The 23,891-nt window shown below is 66.1% G+C and carries 21 protein-coding genes and 1 pseudogene; 17 read left to right on the top strand and 5 right to left on the bottom strand.

All coding sequences use genetic code 11. The annotated features are described in order from the left end of the window. Positions 1–744: 744 nt before the first annotated feature. The 16 genes and pseudogenes from W930_RS31005 (at position 745) to gloA (ending at position 16,378) form a co-directional block, all read left to right on the top strand. Complete coding sequence (locus W930_RS31005) at positions 745–867, top strand: hypothetical protein (protein WP_255343981.1); 123 nt, start codon at positions 745–747, stop codon at positions 865–867. Then, a complete protein-coding gene (locus W930_RS30455; RefSeq protein ID WP_051399221.1) occupies positions 864–1,643 on the top strand; it encodes a metal ABC transporter ATP-binding protein in 780 nt (259 codons plus the stop codon). The genes W930_RS31005 and W930_RS30455 overlap by 4 nt, the downstream gene beginning before the upstream one ends. Then, positions 1,640–2,503, top strand: a complete 864-nt coding sequence (locus W930_RS0113830) for a metal ABC transporter permease (protein WP_024788621.1) — start codon at positions 1,640–1,642, stop codon at positions 2,501–2,503. Before W930_RS30455 ends, W930_RS0113830 begins: the two co-directional genes overlap by 4 nt. Before the next feature lie 11 nt (positions 2,504–2,514). Continuing rightward, positions 2,515–3,444: a metal ABC transporter solute-binding protein, Zn/Mn family gene (locus W930_RS0113825; protein WP_023594230.1), complete on the top strand. Its 930-nt coding sequence runs from the start codon at positions 2,515–2,517 to the stop codon at positions 3,442–3,444. Positions 3,445–3,650: 206 nt separating this feature from the next. Further along, entirely contained in the window at positions 3,651–4,994 is a 1,344-nt protein-coding gene (gene miaB / locus W930_RS0113820) for a tRNA (N6-isopentenyl adenosine(37)-C2)-methylthiotransferase MiaB (RefSeq protein WP_023594229.1), read from the top strand. Between the two features lie 67 nt (positions 4,995–5,061). Further along, positions 5,062–6,162, top strand: a complete 1,101-nt coding sequence (locus W930_RS27370; RefSeq protein ID WP_080685183.1) for a PhoH family protein — start codon at positions 5,062–5,064, stop codon at positions 6,160–6,162. After that, positions 6,159–6,617, top strand: a pseudogene (ybeY, locus tag W930_RS27365) (rRNA maturation RNase YbeY); the annotation flags it as partial. The gene W930_RS27370 and the pseudogene ybeY, both read left to right, overlap by 4 nt. Before the next feature lie 189 nt (positions 6,618–6,806). Then, entirely contained in the window at positions 6,807–7,460 is a 654-nt protein-coding gene (locus W930_RS0113805) for a gamma-glutamylcyclotransferase (RefSeq protein WP_028731047.1), read from the top strand. A gap of 165 nt (positions 7,461–7,625) precedes the next feature. Next, on the top strand, positions 7,626–8,501 hold the full coding sequence (locus W930_RS0113800; protein ID WP_023872316.1) for an HlyC/CorC family transporter: 876 nt from the start codon (positions 7,626–7,628) through the stop codon (positions 8,499–8,501). Between the two features lie 49 nt (positions 8,502–8,550). Further along, positions 8,551–10,098, top strand: a complete 1,548-nt coding sequence (lnt, locus tag W930_RS27360; protein WP_048806745.1) for an apolipoprotein N-acyltransferase — start codon at positions 8,551–8,553, stop codon at positions 10,096–10,098. A 213-nt stretch (positions 10,099–10,311) separates the two neighbouring features. Further along, the gene (gene glyQ, locus W930_RS0113790; RefSeq protein WP_023594224.1) at positions 10,312–11,250 is read left to right on the top strand and encodes a glycine--tRNA ligase subunit alpha; all 939 of its coding nucleotides are present in this window, start codon (positions 10,312–10,314) and stop codon (positions 11,248–11,250) included. Beyond that, the gene (gene glyS, locus W930_RS0113785; protein WP_023872317.1) at positions 11,247–13,358 is read left to right on the top strand and encodes a glycine--tRNA ligase subunit beta; all 2,112 of its coding nucleotides are present in this window, start codon (positions 11,247–11,249) and stop codon (positions 13,356–13,358) included. The genes glyQ and glyS overlap by 4 nt, the downstream gene beginning before the upstream one ends. A 53-nt stretch (positions 13,359–13,411) precedes the next feature. Further along, complete coding sequence (gene gmhB, locus W930_RS0113780) at positions 13,412–14,005, top strand: D-glycero-beta-D-manno-heptose 1,7-bisphosphate 7-phosphatase (protein ID WP_048806746.1); 594 nt, start codon at positions 13,412–13,414, stop codon at positions 14,003–14,005. Positions 14,006–14,104: 99 nt separating this feature from the next. After that, on the top strand, positions 14,105–14,875 hold the full coding sequence (locus W930_RS0113775; protein WP_023594221.1) for a 1-acyl-sn-glycerol-3-phosphate acyltransferase: 771 nt from the start codon (positions 14,105–14,107) through the stop codon (positions 14,873–14,875). Between the two features lie 21 nt (positions 14,876–14,896). Continuing rightward, complete coding sequence (locus W930_RS0113770; RefSeq protein ID WP_304363891.1) at positions 14,897–15,823, top strand: M48 family metallopeptidase; 927 nt, start codon at positions 14,897–14,899, stop codon at positions 15,821–15,823. Positions 15,824–15,976: 153 nt separating this feature from the next. Further along, positions 15,977–16,378: a lactoylglutathione lyase gene (gloA, locus tag W930_RS0113765; RefSeq protein WP_023594219.1), complete on the top strand. Its 402-nt coding sequence runs from the start codon at positions 15,977–15,979 to the stop codon at positions 16,376–16,378. Positions 16,379–16,427: 49 nt separating this feature from the next. Here gloA and W930_RS31065 read toward each other — a convergent pair whose 3' ends face one another. Beyond that, positions 16,428–16,853, bottom strand: coding sequence for a rubredoxin (locus W930_RS31065; RefSeq protein WP_023872319.1), 426 nt, complete (start codon positions 16,851–16,853; stop codon positions 16,428–16,430). 299 nt (positions 16,854–17,152) lie between these two features. Between W930_RS31065 and W930_RS0113755 the strand changes: the two genes are divergently transcribed. Then, the gene (locus tag W930_RS0113755; protein WP_023594217.1) at positions 17,153–18,043 is read left to right on the top strand and encodes a DMT family transporter; all 891 of its coding nucleotides are present in this window, start codon (positions 17,153–17,155) and stop codon (positions 18,041–18,043) included. On the opposite strand, the gene rsmA is transcribed toward W930_RS0113755, so the two are convergent. From rsmA to W930_RS0113735, 4 genes are read right to left on the bottom strand one after another with little or no spacing between them, the layout of a single operon-like run. Continuing rightward, a complete protein-coding gene (rsmA, locus tag W930_RS0113750; protein ID WP_023594216.1) occupies positions 18,018–18,851 on the bottom strand; it encodes a 16S rRNA (adenine(1518)-N(6)/adenine(1519)-N(6))-dimethyltransferase RsmA in 834 nt (277 codons plus the stop codon). The genes W930_RS0113755 and rsmA overlap by 26 nt on opposite strands. A gap of 10 nt (positions 18,852–18,861) precedes the next feature. Beyond that, positions 18,862–19,968, bottom strand: coding sequence for a 4-hydroxythreonine-4-phosphate dehydrogenase PdxA (gene pdxA, locus W930_RS27355; protein ID WP_023872320.1), 1,107 nt, complete (start codon positions 19,966–19,968; stop codon positions 18,862–18,864). 42 nt (positions 19,969–20,010) lie between these two features. Beyond that, entirely contained in the window at positions 20,011–21,378 is a 1,368-nt protein-coding gene (locus tag W930_RS0113740; protein ID WP_023594214.1) for a peptidylprolyl isomerase, read from the bottom strand. Beyond that, the gene (locus W930_RS0113735) at positions 21,371–23,731 is read right to left on the bottom strand and encodes an LPS-assembly protein LptD (protein WP_023872322.1); all 2,361 of its coding nucleotides are present in this window, start codon (positions 23,729–23,731) and stop codon (positions 21,371–21,373) included. The genes W930_RS0113740 and W930_RS0113735 overlap by 8 nt, the downstream gene beginning before the upstream one ends. Between the last annotated feature and the right edge of the window lie 160 nt (positions 23,732–23,891).

The following is a 23,891-nucleotide window of genomic DNA, read 5'->3' as shown; positions in this document are numbered from 1 at the left end:
CACGATAACCCGCATTCCACAAGGGTTCGGGCACGATCTACGCATTGCGCACGGCCATGCCGTTGCGTCGAAATTCGAGCGTTTTTTCAAGCACCATCCCACGCATTGCGCACTCGGGTTTGCCTGCACGCACCACCGATTTTTCATACGCGCAATTCATTACGGAATCCTATGTATTTGACGGATTTTCCCATGAGCGTCGTATCGTATTCTGCGGAAAAAAGTGGGGGGCCCGACGACGTCGACGAACGCGAAGACGTGGGCGCATGACGGAGGGCGTTCCTGACGAAGCATCGCGACGGCGCGAGGTCGCGAAGGTCGTGCGGGCGGCGGGTGCGGCACCCGACGGACGCAGGCGGAAAGTCGACGATTGCCGGATGTCTGAACGGGCGAACCTCCTCGGCGAAATCGTACCGGACGGGACGAATCGGCCATGGATGTCGCGCTTCGCGCCCGTGCCTGCCAGAGGTTCCGGCCGGGCCGCGGCACCGCACCATGCCACCGTCGCATCGATACCTTGCATATTGCCGATCTCTGGAATGAAGCGAACAGCGTGCCAGTCGATCGTGCGTGAACTCATGTTACGCCGGTTCGCCGAAATGTGCTGCGTTGATTGTGTAACGCCCTGTGTCGCCCCGGCACTCCCGCGCCATCACCGCTTCCGGTTCATTTCGTGCAATAATGCAACTTTGTTGCATTTATTACACAGTTGCAAACTGTGTCCGGGCATCGCCCGCCGCCTCCATGATTCGTTTTTCCGTTTGGCTATACCGTCTTGCCGGCTGGGAACGCACCGCATTGACGTTGCTCGTGCTCCTGCCGCTGTGGGCGCTCGTCTACTGGGCGCTGCTGGGAGTCGCATCGTGATCGGCTGCCAGGATCTCTCGGTGCATTTCGGCCCCAATGCGGCGCTCGACGGGGTCAACGTCACGTTCGCGCCCGGCGTCCTCTCGGCCGTCGTCGGCCCCAACGGCGGGGGAAAGACAACCCTGCTGCGCGCGCTGGCGGGACTGCAGAAGGCATCGCGGGGCAGGATCGTGTGCGACGGGCCGGTCGCCTATCTGTCCCAACGCCCGGAAACGGACCATCGGTTTCCGATGTGCGTCGAGGAATACGTGCTGACCGGCACGTGGCGGCGCACCGGCGACGCACGCCGCCTCGGCCGCGATGAATTTGAGCGTGCCCACAACGCGCTGACGCGCGTCGGTCTCGCCGACCGGCGCACCCAGCCGCTGGAAGTCCTGTCCGGGGGCCAATGGCAGCGCGCGCGCTTCGCCCGCCTCATCGTCGAGGACGCACCGATCGTTTTGCTCGACGAACCGCTGACCGGCATCGACGTACCGTCGGCGGAACTGTTGCTGGCCTTGCTGGATCAATGGCGCAACGAAGGTCGCACGGTGGTGACGGTGCTGCATGACCTGCCGCTGGTGCTCGAGCGCTTTGCGCACGTGGCCGTGATGGCCGGCCGGCTGGTCGCGTCGGGTGCACCGGCAACGTGCCTGCACGGTGCCTTTCCGTACGGCGAGCGCCCGGCCGGCAGCGCCGCCGTCGGTCTGTCCGTCGCAGGCGGGTACACGGCGCGCGCGGCCCACGCGGCGGCCCCGGGCGTGTCGGTCATGAGAATGCCGGGGGGGCGACAGTGAGCGCACTGCTCGATTGGCTGGTCGGCCCGTTCGCCGAATTCGACTTCATGCGGCACGCGCTCGTCGGCAGCCTGGCGCTGTCGATCGGCTGCACGCCGGTCGGCGTCTTCCTGTTGCTTCGCCGCATGAGCCTGATGGGCGACTCGCTCTCGCATGCCGTGCTGCCCGGGGCGGCCGTGGGGTATCTGATCGGTGGCCTGTCGCTGCCGTGGATGGCCGGCGGCGGCATGGTGGCGGGTCTGCTCGTCGCGCTGCTCGCCGGCCTGTCGAGTCGCCGCACGCGGCTCGACGAGGGCGCCTCGTTCGCCGGCTTCTACCTGCTCGCGCTCGCGGGCGGTGTGGTCATCGTGTCGAAGTGGGGCAACAGCGTGGACCTGATGCACCTGCTCTTCGGCTCGGTGCTGGCGGTCGACGACCCGTCGCTGATCCTGGTGGCCGCGATCGCGACAGTGACGTTGTTGTGGTTCGGGTGGCATTATCGCGGTCTCGTGCTCGACAGCGCCGACCCGACGTTCCTCGGCCAGAGCCGCGGCAAGACCGTGATGCGGTATCACCTCGGCTTCACGGTGCTCACGGTCATGAACCTCGTTGCGGGCTTTCAGGCCATGGGCACGCTGATGGCCGTCGGGCTGATGATGCTGCCGGCGGCCACGTCGCGGCTCGTCGCCCGCACGTTGCCGGGCATGCTCCTCGTGGCGTGGCTGATAGCCAGTGCGTCGAGCGTGATCGGCCTGTTGATGTCGTATTACCTGGCCTGCCCTTCCGGGCCGGCCATCGTATTGACGGCGGGAGTCGCCTACCTGGGCGCCCTGCTGATTTCGTCGGGCGGCGCATCCGCTGCGAAGGCCCCGGCGCTTTAAGAGAGGAAAACATGTTCGGATTGGGTAAAACGGGCGGCAAATCGTGGCTGGGCGCAGGGTTCTTCGCCGCAATGGTCGCCCTCGCGCTGAGCCTCGCCAGCCCGGCCCGCGCGCAGGATACGCGCCTGCCCGTGGGCGCGAGCTTCAGCATCCTGGCCGACATCGTGAAGGTGGTCGGCGGCGACCGGGTCGATGTCACGACGCTCGTCGGCCCGGATCAGGACACCCATGTCTACGAACCCACCCCGGCGGACGTGGCGAAAATCTCCGGTACGAAACTCTTCTTCGTCAACGGCCTGGGTTTCGAGGGCTGGCTGCCGCGTCTGATGAAGTCGAGCCACTATCCCGGCACGCTGGTGACCGTGACCAAGGGCCTCAAGCCCCGCACGATGGTCGACGAGGGCCACACGGTATCCGACCCGCACATGTTCCAGGATCCGGAGCGCGTGAAAACGATGGTCGACAACATCGCCGCGGCGCTGTCGCAGGCCGATCCGGCCGGCGCCACGTATTACGCCGATCGCGCCAGGAACTATCGCGGCGCGCTCGACGACCTCATTACCTGGGCGAACAAGCAACTGGCACCGATCGCCGCGTCGCGCCGCGTGGTGCTGACCTCGCATGACGCCTTCGGCTACCTCGGCCAGCGCTTCGGCATCCGGTTCCTCGCACCGGAAGGGGTGTCGACGGAGAGCGAAGCGAGCGCCCGGGACGTGGCCAACCTGATTCGCGTGATCCGCCGCACCGGCATCAAGGCGGTGTTCATGGAAAACATCTCGAACCCGCGCCTGGTGCAGCGCATCGCGCGAGACGCCAGGGTCACGGTCGACGGCAAGCTGTATTCCGACGCCCTGTCGCAGAATCCGGAAGCGTCGACCTACCTTCAGTTGTTCCAGCACAACATTCGCGCGCTGGCCGCGGCGATGAAGGACAACCGCTAGTCCTCGCACGTCCCCGACGGTGCACGCGGTATAATGCGTGCACCACACACCGGCCCCGCCACGGAGGTCCGGACAGGCCGGCCACGCCGGCTTTTGCGTTTGGGCCGCCGCTTTTGTTCCGCGGCCCGGCCCGCCGGCGCGGGCCCAACCCCTGAAACATCAATACGGACGCCCCCAGGTCAACCACTGCGAACGGCGCACACTCAATGGCAAAGAAGATTTACATCAAGACGTTCGGCTGTCAGATGAACGAGTACGACTCCGACAAGATGGCGGACGTGCTCGGCGCAGCCGAAGGCCTCGAAAAGACCGACACCCCCGAAGACGCCGACGTCATTCTGTTCAACACCTGCTCGGTGCGCGAGAAGGCGCAGGAGAAGGTGTTCTCGGATCTGGGCCGCATGCGCGCGCTCAAGGAAATCAAGCCCGACCTGGTGATCGGCGTCGGCGGTTGCGTGGCCAGTCAGGAAGGCGCGGCCATCGTGCAGCGCGCGCCGTACGTCGATGTCGTGTTCGGCCCCCAAACCCTGCACCGCCTGCCGCAAATGCTCGAAGCGCGCCGCTCGACCGGCCGCTCGCAGGTCGACATTTCGTTCCCGGAAATCGAGAAGTTCGACCATCTGCCGCCGGCGAAGGTCGAGGGCGCGACCGCCTTCGTCTCGATCATGGAGGGCTGCTCCAAGTATTGCAGCTACTGCGTGGTGCCGTACACGCGCGGCGACGAGGTCTCGCGCCCGTTCGACGACGTGCTCACCGAAATCGCCGGTCTGGCCGAACAAGGCGTGCGTGAAATCACCCTGCTCGGCCAGAACGTGAACGCCTACCGCGGCCTGATGGCCGACGGCGAGATCGCGGACTTCGCGCTGCTCATCGAATACGTGGCGGAAGTGCCGGGCATCGAACGCATCCGCTACACGACCAGCCACCCGAAGGAATTCACGCAGCGCCTGATCGACACCTACGCCAGGGTGCCCAAGCTCGTGAGCCATTTGCACCTGCCCGTGCAGCACGGCGCCGACCGCGTGCTGTCGGCCATGAAGCGTGGCTACACGGTGCTCGAGTACAAGTCGATCATTCGCCGCCTGCGCCAGGTGCGACCGGACATGTCGATGTCGTCAGACTTCATCGTCGGCTTCCCGGGCGAGACGGAGGAAGACTTCGACAAGCTCATGGCGATGATTCACGAGATCGGCTACGACACGAGCTTCTCGTTCATCTACAGCCCGCGCCCCGGTACCCCGGCGGCCAACCTGCCCGACGACACGCCGCGCGAGGTCAAGCTGCGGCGCCTGCAACACCTGCAGGCGGTCATCGAGGAGAACGCCGCGCGCATCAGCCAGCGCATGGTCGGTTCGCGCCAGCGCATTCTGGTCGAAGGCGTGTCGCGCAAGGACCCGAACGAGCTGCAAGGCCGCACGGAGAACAACCGCGTGGTGAACTTCCCCGTACCGGAAGCGCAGCGCGCGGCCCTGATCGGCCAGATGACCGACGTTGTGATCACCTTCGCCTACCCGCACTCGCTGCGCGGCGAACTCGTCACCACGCACTGAGCGAAATTTGCGACCATGACCGGACCCGGCCGCATCGGACACGCCACCCAAACGCGGTGCCTGCCCGATGCCGCACGCCGGCGACACCATCGAACGACCTGAACAGGCACCCGACCGGATCATCTTGAAAGCACCCGTCCAAGAATTCACCGCCCCGCGCGACGACAATCGCCGTCTGGCCAACCTTTGCGGCCCGCTCGACGAAAACCTGCGCCAGATCGAACAGGCGCTCGACGTGGCGATTTCCCGCCGCGGGCATCGCTTCTCCGTTCGCGGCAAGAGCGCCGTGATCGCCGCGCAGGCCCTCGAGAGCTTTTACAACCGCGCGACCGAACCCCTGTCCGTCGACGACATCCAGCTCGGCCTTGTGGAAACGCGCCAGGGCCTGGCCCCGACCGTGCGCCATGGCGACGACAACCCCTTCGCCGCGGGCGAAACGCAGGACGGCTCGCCCGTGCTGCACACGCGCCGCAGCGACCTGCATGGCCGCACGCCCGCCCAGCGCGAGTACCTCAAGCAGATCCTCTCGCACGACGTGACGTTCGGCATCGGCCCGGCGGGCACGGGCAAGACCTATCTGGCGGTCGCCTGCGCCGTGGATGCGCTCGAGCGCGACGCCGTCAAGCGCATCGTGCTCACGCGCCCGGCCGTCGAGGCGGGCGAGCGACTGGGCTTTTTGCCCGGCGACCTGGCGCAGAAGGTCGATCCGTACCTGCGTCCGCTTTACGATGCGCTCTACGACCTGCTGGGTTTCGACAAGACCCAGAAGTATTTCGAGAAGCAGATGATCGAGATCGCACCGCTCGCGTACATGCGCGGGCGTACGCTCAACCATGCCTTCATCATTCTGGACGAGGCGCAGAACACCACGCCCGAGCAGATGAAGATGTTCCTCACCCGTATCGGCTTCGGCAGCAAGGCCGTCGTGACCGGCGACACGACGCAGGTCGATCTGCCGCGCGGGCAGAAGAGCGGGCTGATGGAAGCCCAGGTGATCCTGAAGAATGTGCGCGGCATTGCCGTGACCCGCTTCACGAGCGTGGACGTGGTGCGTCACCCGCTGGTCGCGCGCATCGTCGAGGCGTACGACGCGCACGCCCAGCACGCCGAGGCCGGTCTCGACCTGCCTGAAGCGCCGGCCGCGCGGTCCTCGCGAGGCAACGCATGAGCACCGCGCGCCACGCGCTCACGCTCACGAGTCAGTTCGTCGCGGGACCGGCGTTCGCCGCGCACAAGGCGCTGCTCTCGCGCGCGGCCCTGCGCCGCTGGGTGCAAGCCGCGCTGCTGGCCGATGCCGAACTCACGTTGCGTTTCGTCGACGCCGAGGAAGGTCAGGCGCTTAACCGCGGCTATCGCGGTAAGGACTACGCGACCAACGTACTCACGTTTGCCTACGCGCAGGACGAGAGCGATCCGGTGTCGGGCGACATCGTGCTGTGCTGCCCGGTGGTCGAGCGCGAAGCGAACGAACAGGGAATCGCGCTCGAAGCGCACTACGCGCACCTGATCGTGCACGGCGTGCTCCATGCGCAGGGCTACGACCACGAGGAAGACGACGAGGCGGTGGAAATGGAAAGCCTTGAGACGGAAATTCTCGCCGGACTGGGTTACGCGGATCCCTATGCCGCCGAGAAGTCCACCAGGACGCCGAAGGCGTCTGCCACGGCCGGGGCAGCCGCTTCGCCGAAATCCCCACGCACAGCACGCTCCGCCCCGGCGCGGCCGCGCCGCGCCTGAGCCCGCATCCGAATCCCCGAACCTTCTTCGCCCATGGATCGCACTCCCGACGCCTCGACACCTCCGGACGCCCCGATGTCCGGCGCAACGGGCGGGCCGGCCTGCGACCGCTACCCGCCGGATCTCGGCGTGTCGCGGCATCTGAGCCGCGACGAACTCCTCGGCTCGCTCGATGCCGCGCTCGAGGGTTGGGACGGTCGCCAGGATCTCTGGATCTTTGCCTACGGCTCGCTCATCTGGAACCCCGGCATGCCGGTCGAGGAAAGCCTTCATGCCCGCGTGCACGGCTACCATCGCGGGCTATACCTGTGGTCGCGCGTGAACCGCGGCACCCCCGAAAAGCCGGGCCTCGTGCTGGCGCTCGATCGGGGCGGCTCCTGCGCCGGGGTCGCGCTGCGGCTCGCGGCGGCCAGGGTTAGAGAGGAATTCGAAACGCTCTGGTATCGCGAGATGGCCATGGGGTCGTATCGCCCGGCATGGCTGAACTGCCGTCTCGCCGACGGCCGCACGCAGCCGGCGCTCGCATTCGTGATGCGGCGCGACGTAAAAAGCTACGCAGGCCGATTGCCCGACGCCATCATCCGCGAGGTGTTCGACTGCGCGCAGGGCCGTTACGGCACTACGCGCGACTACGTCGCCCGTACCGTCAAGGCGCTGCGCGAAGCAGGCATGGCCGACCCCGCACTCGAAGCAATACTGCACCGATGCGGTGCGCATCACGGCGACTGAGCGTCCCGTCACGCCTTTCCTCCGGCGTCGCGCGGGATGGCCGCTGGTGGTGCCCCGATCTCGCGCAGGCCAGCCGCACGCGGCTCACGCGGCGTTGCCACACATCTGGTGTATCCTTGGGGTTCCTGTAACAGCTCGGCGTCCGCCCAACTTGGACGCGCCGTCATGAACGACCCTTATCCCAGTCGACCCGGTCGAAAAAACACCGACAAACCTCGCTCTCTGCTCGAACGCCTGACCGATCTGATTTCCCCGGAACCGGAGTCGCGTGCGGAGTTGCTCGAAATTCTGCAAGACGCTCACGCCCGCAACCTGATGGACGCCGATTCGCTGGCGATGATCGAGGGCGTATTCCAGGTGGCCGATCTGTGCGCACGCGACATCATGGTGCCGCGCGCGCAAATGGACGCCGTCAATATCGAGCAGACGCCTGAAGAATTCATGCCCTTCGTATTGGAACAGGCGCACTCGCGCTATCCGGTGTACGAAGGCAATCGCGACAACATCATCGGCATTCTGCTCGCGAAGGATCTGCTGCGTTACTACGCCAATCACGACTTCGACGTGCGCGACATGCTGCGCCCCGCGGTGTTCATTCCCGAGTCGAAGCGTCTCAACGTGCTGCTGCACGACTTTCGCGTGAATCGCAACCACATCGCCATCGTCGTGGACGAGTACGGCGGCGTGGCGGGCCTCATCACCATCGAGGACGTGCTCGAACAGATCGTCGGTGACATCGAGGACGAATACGACTTCGATGAAGAGGAAGACAACATCATCGCGGCGCCGGATGGCACTTACCGCATTCGTGCGCTCACCGAGATCGAGCAATTCAACGAAGCGTTCGGCACCCAGTTCCACGATGACGAGAACGACACGATCGGCGGTATGATCACGCACCAGTTCGGCCGCGTGCCGCGCCGGGGCGAGCGCATGCGTATCGGCAATCTCGTGTTCGAGGTGCAGCGCGCCGACGGCCGTCAGGTCCACATGCTGCTCCTGCGGCGCGTGGAACCGGCGCCCGCCGTTCAGGCCGAATAGCCGGCCTGGACCGACTCCCGATTAACCCCTTGATCGATCCATGCAGGAAATGACCGTCCACGCGCCCGAGCGGCGCACGTGGCCGGCCTGGCGTGCGCGCGCGCTCGCCGGTCTGGCCGGAATCGCGCAAATGCTGGCCTTCGCGCCGCGCGACGTCTGGTGGCTGCAACTGCTTGCCATGGCGGGCCTGTTCGCGCTCGTGGCGCGCAGCGCCTCGCGGCGCGACGCCGCGTGGCTCGGCGGCTGCTTCGGCGTCGCGTCTTTCGTCTGCGGCATCTGGTGGCTCTATATCAGCATGCACACTTACGGCGGCATGCCCGGCATCATGGCCGGCGCCGCCGTCGTGCTGTTCTCGATCTATCTCGCGCTGTACCCCGCGCTCGCTGCCTGGGCCACCCGCTGGGTGGGGCCGGCGGGCCCATGGCGCGCACTGGCGTTCGCCGGCGCCTGGACCCTCGCGGAATGGCTGCGCGGCACCGTCTTCACCGGCTTTCCGTGGCTCTCGCCCGGCTACGCCCATGTCGACGGCCCGCTCGCGGGCTTTGCACCGCTCGTCGGCGTGTATGGCATCGGCGGTCTGGCCGCACTGGCGGCCGCGGGCGTCGCGCAGGCCGTGCTGCCCGCCGTCGCGACCGTGCGGCCCGGGCGGCGTCTGGCCATGGTCATCGGCGTGCTCGCCCTGCTGGGCGCGGGTGCGGGGCTATCGCGCCACGCATGGACCGCACCTTCGGGCAAGCCGATCACCGTGCGCCTGCTGCAAGGCAATGTCGCGCAGGACATGAAGTTCGAGCGCGCCGGGATCGACCACGCCATGACGCTGTACCGCGACATGATCGTGGCGGCGCCGGCCGACTTCATCATGACGCCGGAGACGGCCTTCCCGGTGCTGCTGCAAGGCATTCCGCCCGACATCGCCACGTCGATCCGCGAATTCGCGGACCGCACCGGCTCGCACGTGGCGCTCGGCGCCGTGGGGGCCACGCTCACCGACCGGGGGCCGACGGACCTGACCAACAGCCTGTTCGGCGTGACGCCGCGCGATCGCACGCTCTACCGATACGACAAGCACCATCTGGTGCCTTTCGGCGAGTTCGTGCCGTGGGGCTTTCGCTGGTTCGTCGACATGATGCACATTCCGCTGGGCGACTTTCTGCGCGGCACGGCCACCCCCGCCGGGTTCGTGGTGCGCGACCAGCGGGTGGCGTTCGATATCTGCTACGAGGACTTGTTCGGGGAAGAGATCGCGCAGACGCTTCGCAGCATGCCGGAGCCCGCCACCGTGCTGGCGAACTCGACGAACCTGGCCTGGTTCGGCGACACCATTGCGCTCGACCAGCATTTGCAGATCGCCCGCATGCGCTCGCTGGAGACCGGACGCCCGATGCTGCGCGCCACGAACACGGGCACCACGGCGATCATCGACGCACAGGGCCGTGTGCAGGCCCGTCTGCCGGCCATGACGACGGGCGTGCTCACCGGCACCGTGCAGCCGTACGCGGGACTCACGCCGTACATCCGCTTCGGCAACGCGCCCGCGCTGCTGCTGGCGCTCGCGGCGCTGGGTCTCGGACTGCTCATGACGCGCCGCGCACGCTGATCGGCCAGACCCGCGCCGGCAACTCGTCGGCAGGAACGTGACGCGCGGGGGGACGCGAAAATCCCCCCATGCCACCACCGTTGGCCATCGGCGCCCCATTCGGGTCGAATTCCCGCTAAAATTCAATGTTTTAGTCTTTCGGGCGCGCTCGCGGCCGGGCCGAGAGACTGCGCAAAATCCGCATTTTTTCCTGTTCGTCCGCGCGAATTCATCATGCTTACCTTTCAACAAGTCATCCTGACGTTGCAGGATTACTGGGACAAGCAAGGCTGTGCGTTGCTCCAGCCTTACGACATGGAGGTCGGCGCCGGTACCTCGCACACCGCCACGTTCCTGCGCGCGATCGGCCCGGAGCCGTGGCGTGCCGCCTATGTGCAGCCGTCGCGACGTCCCAAGGATGGCCGTTATGGCGAGAATCCGAACCGCATGCAGCACTACTACCAGTACCAGGTGGTGCTCAAGCCGGCGCCGGAGAACATTCTCGACCTGTACCTGGGTTCGCTGCGCGCGCTCGGCCTGGATCTGACCGAAAACGACGTGCGCTTCGTCGAGGACGACTGGGAGAACCCCACGCTCGGCGCCTGGGGCCTGGGCTGGGAAGTGTGGCTCAACGGCATGGAAGTGACCCAGTTCACTTACTTCCAGCAGGTCGGCGGTCTGGACTGCAAGCCGGTGCTCGGCGAGATCACCTACGGTATCGAGCGTCTGGCCATGTACCTGCAGCAGGTCGAGAATGTCTACGACCTGGTGTGGACGGAGTGGGAAGAGCAAACCGCCGACGGTCCGGTCAAGCGTCGCCTGACCTACGGCGACGTGTTCCATCAGAACGAAGTCGAACAGTCGACGTACAACTTCGAGCATTCGAACCAGCCGATGCTGTTCGGCTTCTTCGACAACTACGAGAGCGAGGCGAAGCGCCTCATCGAAGCCGAGCTGGCACTGCCTGCCTACGAGATGATTCTCAAGGCCGCGCACACCTTCAACCTGCTCGACGCGCGCGGCGCCATCTCGGTGACCGAGCGCGCGGCGTACATCGGCCGCATCCGTGCGCTGTCGCGCCTGGTCGCACAGGCCTACTACGCCTCGCGCGAGAAGCTCGGCTTCCCGATGCTGAACGCCTCCGCCGCCCAACACCCAACGCAAGCCGCATGATGAGCACCGCACAACGCACCCTGCTGGTCGAACTGCTGACCGAAGAATTGCCGCCGAAGGCACTGGCGCGTCTGGGCGACGCGTTCGCCGACGGCATTGCCAACGGCCTGCGCACGCGCGGCCTGACCACCGACGCGAGCGTCGTCACGCCGTATGCCACACCGCGCCGACTGGCGGTCACGATCTCGCACGTGCTCGAGCGCGCGCCTGACGCCACCATCCGTGCGAAGGTGCTGCCGGTGTCCGTCGCGCTCGACGCGAACGGCAACCCCACGCCCCCGTTGGCCAAGAAGCTCGCCGCCATGGGCTTCGCCGACCTGCCGGTCGCCAGCCTCGAACGCGCGATGGACGGCAAGGCCGAAGCCTTCTTCCACACCTACACCGCCGCAGGCGCGCAACTCGCCGACGCATTGCAGGCCTCGCTCGACGAGACGCTCGGCAAGCTGCCGATTCCGAAGGTCATGAGCTATCAGCGCCCGGACGGCGAGACGGTGCAGTTCGTGCGCCCGGTGCACGGCCTGATCGCACTGCACGGCGACACGCTGGTGCCCGCCACGGCAATCGGCCTGGCGTCGTGCAACAAGACGCTGGGTCACCGTTTCCTCTCGAAGGGGGAAGTCACTGTCGCCAATGCCGACGCCTACGCCGCCACGCTCGAGACCGAAGGCAAGGTGCTGGCCAGCTTCACCGGCCGCCGCGAGGCGATTCGCGCGCGACTGCTCGCCGCCGCCGGCGACGACCATGTCGTGATGCCCGATTCGCTGCTCGACGAAGTGAGCGCGCTCGTGGAATGGCCCGCGATCTACGCCTGCCACTTCGAGAAGGAATTCCTGTCGGTGCCGCAGGAATGTCTGATTCTCACGATGCAGACCAACCAGAAGTATTTCGCGCTGACCGACAAGCCGCTCGCCGAGGGCGGGCGCCTCACGAACCGCTTCCTGATCGTCTCCAACATCGAGACCGGCAAGCCGGAGCAAATCGTGACGGGTAACGAGCGTGTGGTGCGCCCGCGTCTGGCCGACGCGAAGTTCTTCTTCGAGCAGGACAAGAAGAAAGCGCTTGCCGATCGCGTGCCACTGCTCGCGAACGTGGTCTACCACAACAAACTGGGTTCGCAACTCGAGCGCACGCAGCGTCTGGTGAAACTCGCCGGTGCCATCGCGAAGATGACCGGCGCGGACGTGGCGCTCGCCGAGCGCGGCGCCCTGCTCGCGAAGGCCGACCTGCTGACCGACATGGTCGGCGAATTCCCGGAACTCCAAGGCACGATGGGCACGTATTACGCCCGCCACGACAACGAGGCCAACGACGTCGCCCTCGCCTGCTCGGAGCACTATCAGCCGCGCTTCGCGGGCGACGCCCTGCCCGCGAGCCCCACCGGCACGGCGGTCGCGCTGGCCGACAAGGTCGAGACGCTTGTGGGCATCTGGGGCATCGGTCTGCAGCCGACCGGCGAGAAGGACCCGTTCGCACTGCGCCGCCACGCGCTGGGCATCGTGCGCATGCTCATCGAGAAGCGCCTGCCGGTCATGCTGCCCGACCTGCTGCGCGCGGCCTACGACGGCTTCACCTCGGGCGTGGCCGACAGCGCCTACCTGAACGACGTCTACCTGTTCGTGCTCGATCGCCTGCGCGGCTACCTGCGCGAGCGCGGTTTCGCCGCGAATGAGATCGAAGCCGTGCTGGCCGATCAGCCGAAATATCTGGGCGACCTGATCGAGCGCCTGGAAGCGGTGCGCGCGTTCTCGGCGCTGCCGCAGGCCGAGGCGCTGGCCGCCGCCAACAAGCGTATCGGCAACATCCTGAAGAAGACCTCGGCGCCCGCGGACAGCGTGGTGCGCGCCGAACTGCTGATGGAGCCTGCCGAGAAGGCGCTGGCCGCCGAACTCGACCAGGTGGCCCCGGTGGTGCAGCACAAGTTCGAGGCGCGCGAATACGCGCAGGCGCTCTCGGCCCTGGCGCAGCTGCGCGATGCGGTCGACGCCTTCTTCAACGACGTGATGGTGATGGCCGACGACGAGGCACTGCGCAACAACCGCCTCGCGCTGCTCACGCGCCTGCACGTGCAGATGAACCGCGTGGCCGATCTGTCCAAGCTCGCCGCCTGACGGCGGTGTTCCGAGAAAGGTGAACTGAGTTGCCCAAGTCCCTCACGTCCCCCCTGGATTCGCGCAAGGACCGCGCGCCCGGCCCCGCCGCCCGCAAGCTGGTGATTCTGGATCGGGACGGCGTGATCAACGCCGACTCGGACCAGTTCATCAAGTCGACGGACGAGTGGGTGCCGCTGCCCGGTAGCCTGGAGGCCATTGGCCGCCTGAATCAGGCCGGGTATCGCGTCGTCGTGGCGACCAATCAATCGGGAGTGGGGCGCGGGCTGTTCGACATGGCCACGCTCGGTGCCATGCACGCGAAGCTGTCGAAGCTGGCCGCGGCCGTCGGCGGGCGCGTCGATGCGGTTTTCTTCTGCCCGCACACGGCGGCCGACGGCTGCGACTGCCGCAAGCCGAAGCCCGGCCTGTTTCAGGAAATCGCGCGGCGCTACGAAATCGACCTGACCGGCGTGCCGGCCGTGGGCGACTCGCTGCGCGATCTGCAGGCGGCAGTCGCCGTGGGCGCGCACCCGCATCTGGTACTCACCGGCAAGGGTCGGAAGACACTCGCGGCCGGCGACCTGCCCGACGGCACGCGGGTCCACGACAGCCTGCAGGCGTTCGTCAACGACCTGCTCGCCGACGAGGACGGCCGACATGCGTGAGCGACATCCGCCCCGCCGTGCATTCCGATGCACGCAGCGCGACGCGCGTCGATGCCTGTAGGACAATCGCTCCGGCCACCCTCATTTCACCAAGACCCGATGCTGCAATTTCGTTCGATTCTCTTTTTCCTCTTCCAGATCGTCTGGACGGTCCCGTACGCCATCGCGTGCATCGTGTCGTTCCCGTTCCTCAAGCGCGAGCAACGCTACTGGTTCGCGGTGGGCTGGTGCCGCGTCGTGATTCGCGTGGCCGACAAGCTGTGCGGCATTCGCTACCGGGTCATCGGACGGGAGAATCTGCCCGACACGCCGGCGATCGTCCTGTCGAAGCATCAGTCCGCATGGGAGACGGTCGCGCTGCCCGCCCTCATGCCGAAGCCTTTGTGCTACGTGTTCAAGCGCGAGTTGCTGTACGTGCCGTTCTTCGGTTGGGCGCTGGGTCTGCTGAGCATGATCCACATCAATCGCAGCAAAGGCACCGACGCGTTCCAGTCGGTCGTGGCACAGGGCCGTGAACGCCTGGCCGAGGGCGCATGGATCATCATGTTCCCGGAAGGTACGCGCACCCGGACCGGTTCGCGCAACAAGTACAAGTCCGGCGGCGCCCGGCTGGCGGCAACGACGGGCACGCCGGTGGTGCCGGTCGCGCACAACGCCGGACGCGTGTGGCCGCGCAATTCGTTTGTGAAATACCCCGGGGAAGTGGTCGTCTCGATCGGCCCCGTGATCGAGACGGCGGGACGCACGGCCGAGGCCGTCAACGCCGACGTGGCCGAATGGATCGAGCGGGAAATGGTGCGCATCGACCCGGCGGCCTACACGTCGAGGCCGAAGGCAAGCGCCACGCCCGACGCCACGCCACGGGCCTGAACCATACGCCGAGACCGTCTCATGTCGAAAGTCCAACCCGCCACCCGCGACATCCGCTCCCGGCATGAGACGCCTGCTCCCCAGATGGAACTCGACCTTTTCGGCAGCCCCGCCGCGGAAGTCACCGGCGTTGCCACGGATGTGCCGGGCGCCTCTGCAGCCCTGAATCAGGCCACCACCGACACCGACGGCCTGCAACCCACGATGCCGCGCCGCACACCGGCCAACGGCGAGCGCGTGATCGTGCTCGACGGTCACGCGCTCTACTATCGGTTCAAACGCTCGTCGCGGCGCACCATCGGCTTCATGATCGACGAATCGGGACTGGCGGTGACCGCGCCGCGATGGGTCACGCTCGCCGACGTGGAAGCCGCCATCGTCGAGAAGAAACGCTGGATCTTCAGCAAGATCGCCGAGTTTCGTGAACGCGCGGCGCGCCGCGTGATCCCGCGTGTGAACTGGATCGACGGCGCCACGCTGCCGTATCTCGGCCATACGCTGACAGTGCGCCTGAGCGCAGGCGCCGGTATCGCGCAGTACGACATCCACACGCATACCCTGTGGCTCGACCTGCCCCCCCAGGCCGCCGCCGAACAGATGCGCGATCGCGTGCAGGGCTGGTTGCAGCAGGAAGCCCGCAAGCTCTTCACCACACGCCTGGAAGTCTATGGCGAGCGCCTGGGTGTGCGGCACTCGGCACTGGGCCTGTCGTCTGCCGCAACGCGTTGGGGCAGTTGCAGCGCCGACGGACGCATTCGCCTGAACTGGCGCCTGATCCACTTCCCGCTCGGCGTGATCGACTACGTGGTCGCGCACGAACTCGCGCACCTGAAGGAAATGAACCATGGCCCGCGCTTCTGGCAAGCCGTGGCGTCGATCTTCCCGGAATTCGAGGCCGCGCGCGACACGCTCAAATCGCACGCCCCGGAGTGGCTGCCCGAATTCTGACCGGCGGGACGCACCGGATCACCGGGATACCCCGGGTCACCAGGATGGCTGGGATAGCCTGGCCGTCAGAATGGCTCAACGCAGCATGAACCCTGCTCATTTCCGTGAGCGCGGGTACAATCGGGTTTTCGTTGTCCCCACACTGAAAACACCATGCGAATGCTCCATACCATGCTGCGCGTCGGCGACCTGCAGCGCTCGATCGACTTCTACACGCGCGTGCTCGGCATGCAACTGCTGCGTCAGAGCGAGAACCCCGAATACAAGTACACGCTGGCGTTCGTCGGTTATGGCGCCGAGTCGGGCAATACCGTGCTCGAGCTGACCTACAACTGGGGCGTGGACAAGTACGAGATGGGCACGGCCTTCGGGCATCTGGCCGTCGAAGTGGACGATGCCTATCAGGCTTGCGACACGATCCGCGCCGCGGGCGGCAAGGTCACGCGCGAGGCCGGCCCCGTCAAGGGCGGCACAACGGTGATCGCCTTCGTGGAAGATCCGGACGGCTACAAGATCGAATTGATCCAGAAGCACTCGTCGAAGGGCGATCTGTAAGACGTCGCCCGGCCCATCACGGGCCGGGCCGTTCCAAGGGCCGCAGCCCTCAGAACTCGACCATCGCGAAGTCTTCCTTGCCCACGTCGCACAACGGGCATCGCCAGTCCTGCGGCACGTCTTCCCAAGGCGTTCCCGGCGCAATGCCATCTTCCGGATAACCGACGGCCTCGTCGTAGATCCATCCGCAAATCACACACACCCACTGGCGTGACGCCATCGGCGCCGGCGCCGCGGGCGCAGGCGTGCTCGCGGGCGGGCGGGCGTGCTCCCCCGCCGGGTCGGGCAGCGTGAAAACCAACGGCGACTCGGTGCCCGAGGCGTCTTGCCGCGGTCGTTCGAGGTGCGTTTGCAGCGCGGCGAGCAACGCCTGCGCTTCCTCCCGGGTGAGATCGACCCAGTAGGGATCGCCCGCCCCATCGTTGAGTCGCGACGGGGAAAACTGCAATTCGACGGCGGAGCCTTTCTTGTACATACGGAATACTGCGGTGTTCGAAGCGAATGCGAATCGCCCACGTTGACCGGCGTGCCGGGGCGTGTCGTCGCGGGGAAGTGCGGAGACGAAGCCCCCGCGCGGAGCATTGTATCGGCGCGCATGCACGCAATAAACCCGCGAAACGGGGACACATTGTGCCGCATGACGCAACAATGTCCGTCACATTACCCACGCTGCCCGCACCGGAATCCCGCCCGACGTGTCAGGATCGGGGACAATAGGCGCCAATGCGCGTCGTGCGCCGATGTCCACGATGCATCGTCATCCGAACCAATTTCATGAAAACCACACCTCGCCCGATCGACGCCGGTGCGCTCGCCATCATGCTGGGCCTGTGCATGGTCTGGGGTGGCCAGCAGGTCGCCGTCAAGCTCGCGATCCCGGCCGTGCCGGCGGTACTTCAGGCGGGCCTGCGCTCGCTCATCGCCTCCATTCTCGTGGGGGCGTGGATGCTGTGGCGCCGCCAGAAGCTGATCACGGGCGACGGTACGTTGCCGGCCGGCCTTCTCACCGGGCTGTTGTTCTCGGTCGAGTTCTACTGCATCTTCGTCGGACTGACGTACACCACGGCCTCGCGCATGGCGGTCTTCCTCTACTCGGCGCCGTGCTTCACCGCCATCGGTCTGCACTGGGCCGTGCCGAGCGAGCGGCTTCGGCCGCTGCAATGGCTCGGCATGGCCGTTGCCTTCTGCGGCATCGTCGTGGCGTTTTCCGACGGCAGCAGCGCCAACCTCTCCACGACGTGGCCGGGCGACCTGCTCGGCATTCTCGCGGGATTTTTCTGGGGAATGACGACCGTGATCGTTCGCGCCTCGCGTCTGGCGACGGCCGCGCCGGCCAAGACGCTGCTGTATCAGTTGGCGGTGTCGGCGGTATTGCTGTGCCCGCTGGCGCTGCTTACGGGGCACGCGCACGTCGGCGCGATGACGGCCACGGCATGGATCGGCCTCGTTTACCAATCCGTGGGCGTGGCGTTCGCGAGCTATCTGATCTGGTTCTGGATGCTGACCCGCTACAGCGCCGCCCGCCTCGCGTCGTTCTCGTTCCTGAGTCCGCTGTTCGGCGTGACGTTCGGCGTGCTGATTCTGGGCGAATCGGTCGGCTGGCGCTTTGCAGGCGCAGTGGCGCTCGTGTTCGCGGGCATCAGCCTCGTGAACCGCCGGCGCTGATCGCGCGCGCCAGGGCAACGTATTCGTCGACCGGCACATCTTCCGCGCGACGCGTGAGATCGAAGCCGATCGCCTCGAAGTCCACGCGGTCACGGTAGCTGTGCAACGTGTTGCGCAGCATTTTGCGCCGTTGCGAGAATGCCTGCGCGACGACCGCTTCGAACACGTCCAGATCGACCTCCGGCAGATCGGCCACCGCGCGCGGGATCATGCGCACCACGGCCGAGTCGACCTTCGGCGGCGGATTGAACGCCTGCGGCGGCACGTCGAGCACCTTGTCCATCCAGTAGCGGTACTGGAGCATGACGGAAAGACGGCTGTAGTTGCTCGACCCCGCCGGGGCCACCATGCGCTCCACGACCTCGTTCTGCAGCATGAAGTGCTGATCGCGCACCTGGGCCGCGTAGCGCATGAGGTGAAAGAGCAGCGGGCTGGAGATGTTGTACGGCAGGTTGCCGACAATGCGCAGCGGGGCCTCGTCGCGGCGATCGGCAGGCACCAGCGACCCGAAGTCGAAGTCCAGCGCATCGCCCGCATGCACGCTCACACGATCGCCGAACTTGCGCGTCAGGCGCGCCACCAGATCGCGGTCGAGTTCGACCACGTGCAAATGCGCGAGCCACTCGGTCAGCGGCGTCGTCAGCGCACCCAGCCCCGGCCCGATTTCCACCATCAGGTCGTCGGTGCGCGGAGAAATGGCGCTGATGATCGCGTCGATCACGCCCATGTCGACGAGAAAGTTCTGGCCGAAACGTTTGCGCGCCACGTGGCCCTGTTGGACGCCCGTGCGCTTGGATGCGCTACTCATGTGAAATTCCTTATGAACGCGGTTGCGATGCGCCCGGTGCGCCGGCCACGCCCGCGATCAATGTTGCGTGTGCGGCGGCGTTGCCCGCCATGGCCGCGGCGGTACGCAGGGCTTCGAGCAGACTGCCGCTCTCGGCGCGGCCCGTACCCGCGAGGTCGAGCGCCGTGCCGTGGTCGACGGATGTCCGGATGATCGGCAGCCCCAGGGTGATGTTCACGCCCGCGCCAAAGCTCGCGTACTTGAGCACCGGCAGGCCCTGGTCGTGATACATCGCCAGCACGGCGTCGGCGCCTTCGAGGTGTCTCGGCTGAAACAGCGTGTCTGCCGGATAGGGCCCCCGGGCGTCGATGCCGACCGCGCGGGCATCGTCGAGCGCCGGCGTGATGACATCGATTTCCTCGCGGCCCAGATAGCCCGACTCACCGGCGTGCGGATTGAGGCCGGTGACGAGAATGCGCGGTCGCGCCACGCCGAAATGCCGCATCAGATCCGCGTTGAGGATCACCAGCGTTTCGAGCAGATCGCCGCGACGGATGGCACCGGGCACCTGCGCCAGCGGCAGGTGCGTCGTGGCAAGCGCCACGCGCAGCCCCCCGCCCGCGAGCATCATCACGACACGGGGTGTGCCGGTGCGCTCGGCGAGATACTCGGTATGCCCGGTGAAAGCCACGCCGCAATCGTTGATGGTGCTCTTTTGGAGTGGCGCGGTGACGATGGCATCGTACGTGCCCGCCAGTGCGCCGTCGATGGCATCGTCGAGCAGCGCCAGCACGTAGCGACCGTTGGCGGCATCGAGCTGCCCCGCCTGCGCGGCGACGGCCAGCGGATGGTGCACGACACGTACCCGATCGCCCGCGAGCAACGCCTGCCAGGCGTCGCCGAGACCCACGGCCTGCGCACGCGAGGCCAACAGCGAGGCGTCGCCGATCACGGCAAATCGACATCGGGAGAGCGGGCGGAGGGAGGCGTCGACTTCGGGAAGCGCCGCGGCGGCGCCGATGCCGCCGGTGGTCGCCGGCGCCAGGCACTTCACGAGCGCCTGCACCGTCAACTCCGGCCCAACGCCCGCCGGTTCACCGGTGGTGATGGCGAGGACGAAGGGCCGGTCGGTAGTCATGCGTGCAGAGAATGTCGTGTCGGAATGCGTCTCACGCGGCGCTTACTGCTGCGCGTTGTTCAGACGATAGTCGACGTAGGCGCTGTCGCGCAGTTGTTGCAGCCAGTCGCGATACTGCTGCTCCGCCTTGCGGCCGCGCAGTTCCTGCATGGCGAGGTTGCGCTCCTGGTCGCCGGAGACCTGCGACTCGCGATGTCCCAGCACCTGAATCAGGTGATAGCCATACTCGGAGCGCACCGGATCGCTGATCTGGCCGTCCTTGAGTTCGGACATGGCACGCTCGAACGCGGGCACGGTTTCCCCCGGGGAAATCCAGCCCAGATCGCCGCCTTGCGACGCCGAACCGTCCACAGAGTACTGACGCGCGAAGTCGGCGAAGTCGCCCTTGCCTGCCTCGATCTGTGCCTTGATGTCGAGCAGCTTCTGGCGTGCCTGGGCTTCCGACACACCGTCGCCCACACGAATGAGGATGTGACGCGCGTGGATCTGCGGCACCGTCATGCCCTGCTCGCCGCCCTGCTTGCGGGTTTCGACCAGCTTGATGACGTGGAAGCCGTTGTTGCTGCGAAGCACCTGCGGCACGACCGTACCCGGCTGAAGCTTCTGAATTTGCGTGAGGTACAGGTCGGGGATGCGTTCGGGAATGCGAAAGCCCATGTCGCCGCCGTTCGCTGCGTCCGACGCGTCCGAATATTCCTTGGCGAGGGCCGCGAAATCACCGCCCGCCTTCGCCTTGTCGAGCGCCTCGGTCGCCTTCTTCTGCGCGGCGCTCACCTGGTCGGGCGTGGCACCTTCCGGCAGCTTCACGATGATCTCGCTCAGGCGGTATTCCGGCTCCGACGGCGTGGCCGACGCGCCGCGCTGCGCGGCGAGGAACGTGTTGATTTCCGAATCGCTCACCTGAATCTGGCTGTCGACTTCGCGGTCTCGCAGGCGCGCCATGATGATCTGCTCGCGCACTTCCTTGCGGAAGGCATCCCAGGGCACGCCGGCCTGCGAAAGACGGGCCTTGTACTGGTCGACGCTCAGGCGATTGTCGGCGGCAATGCGCTGCAATGCCTGTTCGACGTCGGCGTCCTTCACGACGATGCCGTCTTCCTTGGCGCGCTGGAGCTGGACCTGCGTGACGATCATCTGCTCGAGCACCTGGCGCTGGAGCATGTCGGCATCCGGAATCGGGCGCTTGGCGAGCGTCAGTTGATGCTTTGCCTCCTCGATGCGCGTGTCGAGCTCCTTGCGGGTGATGACGCTGTCGTTGACCACGGCAACGATCGAATCCACCGGACGCACGGACGACGCAGGCGCTCCCGCGGCCCTGGCGCCGACCGGCGCGGGCTGCGCCACCGCCACCCCGGCAGCAAGACACAGGCTCGCCAGCAGCGAGGCACGCTTCACAAACATGTCATTCATAGTTGCTGAATCGAGAAGGAATCTGGTTCGTCGGTGGCGGTTGATATCCCGGTACCCCGACCTTGAAGGCTTCTGTGGCGCTATTGCCGGACTTGGTCAGCCCCTTCAACTCCAGTTGCGCGAAGATACGCGAAGTTGTCGTCGTGGCGTTAGTGGCGTAGCGCTGCAGCCCGACCCGGAAGGCCCAGCAGTCGGCATCATACTCGAAACCCGCAAGGGCATCGACGAACGTCTTGTCCGTGATGCTGTAGTTCAGGCGCCCGACAACCCCGAACCGCGGTGTGATCGGCCATTGCCCCGAAAGTTCGATCTGATTGATCGGCGTCGTGGTTAGCGTCGTTTGCCCCACGACGGGCGGCGGGTTACGCAAGTAGCGGTAGTACAGGTTGAACACGCGCCGCTCGCCGGGACGCCACGTGACGCCGACGTCCGAGCGGTTGAACTGCGACGTGCTCGGACTGTACTGGACAGCCGTGCTGAACGTGATGTTCTGGTACAGCAGCGCCGATCCGCCAACGAGGAAGTCGGACACGCCGGCATCTTCCGGCACGCCACCGGGCATCGTCACACGCGATTGCGTGATGTTGTAACGCTGCGCGTACCAGATGCGTGCGCGCTCGATGCCCGATTCCGCATCGATGAGGCGCGACGTCAGGGCCATGGTGACGCGGTTGGCGTCCTGAATGCGGTCTTCCCCGATGAACGAGTTCTCGCTGAAGATTTCGGCGAGGTTGAAGTCCGACACGGCGCTGTCGAAGATCGGGATCGAACTCTGGTTCCGGTACGGCGTGTAGACGTAGAACAGGCGCGGCTCCAGCGTCTGCTTCATGGACGTGCCGAACAGGTTCACCGGGCGCTCGAAGGTCAGCCCGGTGTCGAGACTGACGGTCGGCACCGTGCGGGTGATCGACGACTGCATCATCGATCCGTTCGGATAGTCGACGTTGTACGCAGCCGCGTTGAACATGACCTTCGGAACGACGAAGTAACCCGGCGTGAGAATCGGGTAACTCAACGTGGGCTGCGCATAGAGGCGCTCGCCGTTCGGCTGGCCGGTGGAGCTGGCGATCTGGAACCGGTTGTACCGGATCGGCATCGAGAAGTCGAAGCCGTGGAAATCGAACTTGTTGTACGTTGCCGACAGCTCGGGCACCGACTCGTACTGGGGCGTACTTGGCGCAAGCGTCTGATACTTCAGTACGCGGGCAAGGAACGACCAGTCGCCGTAATTCCACGTCAATCCGGCTTCGCGGTTGTAGACACGCTGCACGCCGGTCTGGAAGTTGGTTCCCGATCCGAAATCATCCGGATAGGTGTCGTCCGAGACCTTCGTGAAGTTGACGTACGCGTTCACGCCGTAGCCGAGCGACTGGCTGTGCTGGAACGTGAACGTGTACCGGGCGTCGCCCGTCACACGATCCTTCGGCAGATATTCGAGGTGGAACAGGCCCGCGTACGTCGGCTCGAGGTAGCGGAAGTCGCCCATGAGCATCACGCCGCGCTTGGTCATGAAGCGGGGCGTGATCGTCAGATCGCGGTTCGGCGCGATGTTGAAATAGTACGGTGTGGCCAGTTCGAAACCGGTACGGCTCGACTGCGTGAAGGTCGGTGCGAGAAAGCCCGAACGACGCTCGTTCGACGTCGGGAACGACAGGTACGGGCTGGCCAGGATCGGCACATTCTGGAAGAACAGCACGCCGTTGTAGGCCGTGCCCTCCTGCTGGTCCTGATCGAACTCGAACTCCGACGCCTTGATGTACCAGGCGGGCGTCTTGCCGTCCTCGGTACACGCGCAGGCGGAGTACGTGCCGCGCTTCAGGGTCACGAGGTTGCTCGCCTCGACGTCCGCGCGTTCCGACTTGCCGCCGCCGCCCGACACGAGCTTGTACGTGGGCGTGAGCATGTAACCGTCGCCCGCCCCCGTATACATATGCGCCTCGGGGCCGATGAACAGATTGCCGCCCTGCGACAGGCGCGCGTTGCCGCGCGCCACGACTTCGTCCGTGTCCTGATCGTAAGTCAGCCGATCGCCTTTCACGAACGACCGGTACTTGCGCGCCTCGGCATCGCCGTCGACCGTCGCGTCGACATTGGTGCGTCCGGTGAGATGCATGCCGCGCACGTACATCGGCACGTCTTCGCCGGCGGCCAGCGGGTTGTCGACCAGCGCGGGCACCGTGCGCAGCTCGAGACCTTCGCTCTTCGCAATATCGGGTGGGGGAGCTTCCTGAGCGGCCGCGAGCGAGCACCACACTCCCGGCAGGGAGAGCAGCAGGGCCAGCGGCTTGCGCCGCGTGCGCATCAGGCGGCGCAGCGACGAAACATCATTCGTATGGACTTGTTTATCCGGCATGTACGCAAACAGCGAGACAATCGTGGCGCCGCTTGCGGGCAGCCAATCCCGTACGTCTGCCAGGCATTGCCGGGACATTCGGGACGGTCGATCGAGGTCGAGAAACAGGGCGTCGGGAAAACATGATCGGGTATTATATGGCAAGACGTTTACGGCCCCC

This window comes from Pandoraea sp. E26, from assembly GCF_000681415.1.
GTDB classification, from domain to species: Bacteria; Pseudomonadota; Gammaproteobacteria; order Burkholderiales; family Burkholderiaceae; genus Pandoraea; species Pandoraea pnomenusa.
The sequence above is the reverse complement of the archived record's forward strand: the minus strand, read 5'-3'. Positions and strand labels throughout refer to the sequence as shown.

Coding starts and splice junctions, on each gene's coding strand:
- W930_RS31005 (WP_255343981.1), top strand. CDS start 745: ATGATTCGTTTTTCCGTTTGGCTATACCGTCTTGCCGGCTGGGAACGC.
- W930_RS0113825 (WP_023594230.1), top strand. CDS start 2,515: ATGTTCGGATTGGGTAAAACGGGCGGCAAATCGTGGCTGGGCGCAGGG.
- miaB (WP_023594229.1), top strand. CDS start 3,651: ATGGCAAAGAAGATTTACATCAAGACGTTCGGCTGTCAGATGAACGAG.
- W930_RS27370 (WP_080685183.1), top strand. CDS start 5,062: ATGCCGCACGCCGGCGACACCATCGAACGACCTGAACAGGCACCCGAC.
- W930_RS0113805 (WP_028731047.1), top strand. CDS start 6,807: ATGTCCGGCGCAACGGGCGGGCCGGCCTGCGACCGCTACCCGCCGGAT.
- W930_RS0113800 (WP_023872316.1), top strand. CDS start 7,626: ATGAACGACCCTTATCCCAGTCGACCCGGTCGAAAAAACACCGACAAA.
- lnt (WP_048806745.1), top strand. CDS start 8,551: ATGACCGTCCACGCGCCCGAGCGGCGCACGTGGCCGGCCTGGCGTGCG.
- glyQ (WP_023594224.1), top strand. CDS start 10,312: ATGCTTACCTTTCAACAAGTCATCCTGACGTTGCAGGATTACTGGGAC.
- glyS (WP_023872317.1), top strand. CDS start 11,247: ATGATGAGCACCGCACAACGCACCCTGCTGGTCGAACTGCTGACCGAA.
- W930_RS0113775 (WP_023594221.1), top strand. CDS start 14,105: ATGCTGCAATTTCGTTCGATTCTCTTTTTCCTCTTCCAGATCGTCTGG.
- W930_RS0113770 (WP_304363891.1), top strand. CDS start 14,897: ATGTCGAAAGTCCAACCCGCCACCCGCGACATCCGCTCCCGGCATGAG.
- gloA (WP_023594219.1), top strand. CDS start 15,977: ATGCGAATGCTCCATACCATGCTGCGCGTCGGCGACCTGCAGCGCTCG.
- W930_RS31065 (WP_023872319.1), bottom strand. CDS start 16,853: ATGTACAAGAAAGGCTCCGCCGTCGAATTGCAGTTTTCCCCGTCGCGA.
- W930_RS0113755 (WP_023594217.1), top strand. CDS start 17,153: ATGAAAACCACACCTCGCCCGATCGACGCCGGTGCGCTCGCCATCATG.
- rsmA (WP_023594216.1), bottom strand. CDS start 18,851: ATGAGTAGCGCATCCAAGCGCACGGGCGTCCAACAGGGCCACGTGGCG.
- pdxA (WP_023872320.1), bottom strand. CDS start 19,968: ATGACTACCGACCGGCCCTTCGTCCTCGCCATCACCACCGGTGAACCG.
- W930_RS0113740 (WP_023594214.1), bottom strand. CDS start 21,378: ATGAATGACATGTTTGTGAAGCGTGCCTCGCTGCTGGCGAGCCTGTGT.
- W930_RS0113735 (WP_023872322.1), bottom strand. CDS start 23,731: ATGCCGGATAAACAAGTCCATACGAATGATGTTTCGTCGCTGCGCCGC.